This is a genomic window from Bacillus cereus group sp. BfR-BA-01331 (genome assembly GCF_022663915.1).
In the GTDB taxonomy this organism is placed as follows: domain Bacteria; phylum Bacillota; class Bacilli; order Bacillales; family Bacillaceae_G; genus Bacillus_A; species Bacillus_A mycoides.
This window is the reverse complement of record NZ_JAKUGJ010000078.1, coordinates 1-3,740: the sequence shown is the minus strand read 5'-3', so window position 1 is coordinate 3,740 and position 3,740 is coordinate 1. Positions and strand designations below refer to the sequence as shown.

Below are 3,740 nucleotides of genomic sequence, written 5' to 3'. Positions count from 1 at the left end.
ATAGCAATTGAAATTTTGAAAGTTATTGCTAGGGAAGTCGCTGTATTTTTTGCAAAACGAGTAGGAAAATACCTATCAACGTCTTGGAAGAAAATACAAAAACAGCGACGAAAAACGAAAAGAACCACCCTCAATGCCGGCAAGCGTCTGAAGGGCGGTTCTAAGAAAAAATAAACTTTTTTAGCAACCATCCACCTTGCGGTAGCAGTTACATAAGGCGAAGTGTTAGCAGCACTTCGTCTTCTTTAGTTTATGCAAAAACTATTGTTATAATACTTCTACACCTATTATAACATCAACTATTGTACATGTCATGCAGATTTGTCCACGATAGTTGACGAAAAATACAATATAATTATTAAAACGAAATCAATTTCGTTCCTGTTTCAAAATACTTTGCAGGAGCATAACTTTTCCCATCCCGATCCTGAAATTCACTGCCAATGCACAGCGATACAATCATTGCAACAACCCCGATGAAAATCACACGTCTCACACGTTGTTTTTTCTTTTTGTCCATTCCAAATTCCCCTTTCTACGAAAAAAAGGCACATCCCATTAAGGGATGTGCCTTTGGTTTATCCATTCAGCTACTAGCTTAAGATGAATTACTATTGTCGTTTCATCTTATTATACAATATTACTTTCTATTTTTCATATAATACCAGTCTGACAAATCAGTGATAATATGTTCTTTTTCAACCCAATTCCAGCCTGGCGTTTGTACAGGGAATGGAAGATCAGCAAGTACTCTTCTCTTTTTGAAGTCATCGTAAGCAACGCCTTTAATTTCTATCTCATTCGTCATACATAAGCTCATTTCGTTGATACCTGCTGGGTTTGTTTCAACATTAAACGGATATTTTCCATCTTTCGTTTTCAATGGTGCGTACCATTTGCGTCCCCCATCAATAATCTTTTCCTGTCCATCCCAATATAGGGACTTTGTCGGTCTTTTACTATCAAATACAAGACCTGTTATTTCAGACAAATACATATTTTCAGGTAGGAATTTCGATGTCAATCCAGTATTAGAAACACGCTCCAAATCTTGTGTAGTTTTTAATCCTTCATCGGCAAAAGGATATTGTGCCGTTGCTTCTGTAAATACACCAGGGTAATTTGCATTCCAATCATTTTTGTATTTCCCATTTACTTCATAAGTGAATCCATATCCACTATGAAGCTTAGAAGGTACTAGATTATCAATACCTCCACTTAATGTTTCATAATACATTTCTCCAACTGTATCATCTTTAGAAACACGCTCACTGACTGTTTCTACCACACCTTTTACGCTAGTTACACCACACATCCCTTTTTCATGTGATGGTGCATAGATACCTGTTTTAATAGGATTATTTTTGTATGTGGTTTCTTCTATATCTATACGATTACCAGCAGGGTTAATTTCCGCTTGAATTGTTCCTTTCCCTTTATGCTGCCAGTCAAGGTTCAATGTTTTCTTTTCTCCCTCTGTTAGTCTTACCTTTTGTGAAGCCACCTGTTGCCCGTTATGTTTTAGCACGACTACTGTTTCGGGATTCACATATTTTTCTTCTAATCCATCTAACTTCTTAATTTTTTTCTTCTCTTTATCTAGCTTCTCTCTTGCCTTATCTAACCTACCCGCAGCGTTGTCTAGTCTATTCTCTTCCCATGAGCAGTCCCTATCATAATAGTGGTGATTTCCTTCCGCATCTATTTCATGAATAGGATCACGACGGCAATAACTTAGACTTGATTGAGCGCTATCTCTATCTGATTCAGTGCTATTTACTTCCTGCTGGGACTTATTAATATTATTATTTACCTTCGCTCTATATTGATCACGGTCTGGCTTAAAGTTATCACGTGATACATCTACCCTTGTTTTAATATTTTTTCCTTCTCTTGCTGTTTCTCCTTCAATTCGGTCAGCCGAAAAATCAATTTTATATTTATAGTCATCTTCATTGCCTGGATCTGGGTTAGGTGTAACCTCTGTACCACAGTTACCATCCACATTAAAGTTTACGGTCTTCTCATTTGAATCCCTTTGAACAGCATCAGTAATCTTTAGCTTTGCAGTATAACGCCCGCACATTTGCGGCTGCCAGCTTACATCTTCTTTAGTAAATTGTCCTGCATCACCTTCATTTGGTTTCTGATTATCTGTTTGTGGGTTTGAACGCAAGTAATTTTCTTGGTGGTGTACTGTTTCGCCATCTTTTGTAATGTCTAGCATCCATTTCACACGATTTCGCTCGCCAGCAGCTGCTTGATATGGATTTACGGTTGTCCCATTTGGATCTCTATCGTTGTACCCTTTGCCCTTACTTACATATTCAAAACCATTAAATATGAATTTAACAGGCACATCTTTTTTACCACTAGACGCTTTAATATCTTTTATTTCAGGTTTACTTGTACGCACATACCACAGGTTATACTTATTCACATCATCTACGCCACCAGATCCCGCATATCCACCAGAAAGATATGCAATGTCTCGAATCCAATAAAATTTACCGTAATCTTCAAATCCTACAATTTTAGAGAGAACATGTGAATTTATATTTTCAAGAACGAAACCTGGATTTCCCCAATATTTATTAGTAATAATAGAGGCATTAATACGTTCTATTTCCGTTACCATTCTATCTCCTATAGGAACAGACGAATTTAAATAACCTTCATTTGAAATTCGAAGATATGGTTCTGAAGAATCTTCATTAATTACTAAATTTTCATTCGAATTATTCCAATTGAAAGAGCCATTAAACACAGCTGGATAATGAATATTCGCTTTATAGTACAGCCCTTTATCCACCCCTGGTGGAGTATATCCATTGCCAGGACGATAAAATTTACCCGGCATTTGCAAATCTTTTGATTTCAAAAATGTTCCCTTATCACCATTATAAAAGGGTACATCAGCGTTTTTCGCCTGAGCTACTGTAGGCATCGCTAACAAAATAGATGTGCAAACAAACAATAAATTTCGTTTCATTTTCATGTCCTTTTCCTCCTAAAATACAAAAAAGGACACACCTATACCTTGGAATCGGTACGTTAGGTGTGTCCTCTACGTATCATTATTAAATGATTTGTTTATTAAGTTATATACTTATTATAACATTACTTTGGTTGAATATCTACATACATTATATGTTTTGACATTGACTGTCCAATGCGGATTTTATAAGTACCCTTAGAATAGTTATTAATCTTTTGTGCATCTACAGTCTCTTGAATTTCATTATCTAAATTCAAACCACTTAAGTAAGCTACCCATTTTTTAGCTAACTCAACTGTTGCCTTATTATTATCTAAGAAATAAATTTTGTAATCATCTTGACTTCCTGCTACTGAAAATTGTGCTCCCATAGAACCTTCTGGAAGGTACATATTCTCATCTAATAAATCAATAGAACCACCAATTTCACTATATTTAAGGTTTGTATTATAAGTACTATTTACTTCTTTTATAATATTTTGTGCCTCATTTGACATTTGTTTTTTCACCATTGGATGCACAAGAGCTTCTGGATAATATACCAGTTTATTAGATGCCAAATTCTCATCTAGACCTGCTGGAACCTTTGGGTGTTCAGGTTTTTCTTCTGGTTTTGGATCTGGCTTCACTTCTGGTTTTTCCTCTGGTTTCGTTTCAGGTTTTGGGTCTGGCTTCACTTCTGGCTTTTCCTCTGGTTTTGTTTCAGGTTTCGGGTCTGGCTTCACTTCTGGCTTTTCCTCTG

2 protein-coding genes and 1 pseudogene are annotated in these 3,740 nt (G+C 36.1%); all 3 read right to left on the bottom strand.

Translation table 11 applies throughout. From position 1 onward, the window contains the following. Nucleotides 1–358 precede the first annotated feature (358 nt). Nucleotides 359–520 (bottom strand): hypothetical protein, encoded by a 162-nt coding sequence (locus MR155_RS30690; RefSeq protein WP_201055014.1) that lies wholly within the window; start codon nt 518–520, stop codon nt 359–361. 120 nt (nt 521–640) lie between these two features. Beyond that, nucleotides 641–2,998, bottom strand: a complete 2,358-nt coding sequence (locus tag MR155_RS30685; RefSeq protein WP_242312065.1) for a hypothetical protein — start codon at nt 2,996–2,998, stop codon at nt 641–643. A gap of 122 nt (nt 2,999–3,120) precedes the next feature. Then, a pseudogene (locus MR155_RS30680) lies at nt 3,121–3,740 on the bottom strand (S-layer homology domain-containing protein); the annotation flags it as partial.

Bases quoted from the DNA above. Each gene is read 5' to 3' on its own strand.
- MR155_RS30685 (WP_242312065.1), bottom strand. From the start codon at position 2,998: ATGAAAATGAAACGAAATTTATTGTTTGTTTGCACATCTATTTTGTTA.
- MR155_RS30690 (WP_201055014.1), bottom strand. From the start codon at position 520: ATGGACAAAAAGAAAAAACAACGTGTGAGACGTGTGATTTTCATCGGG.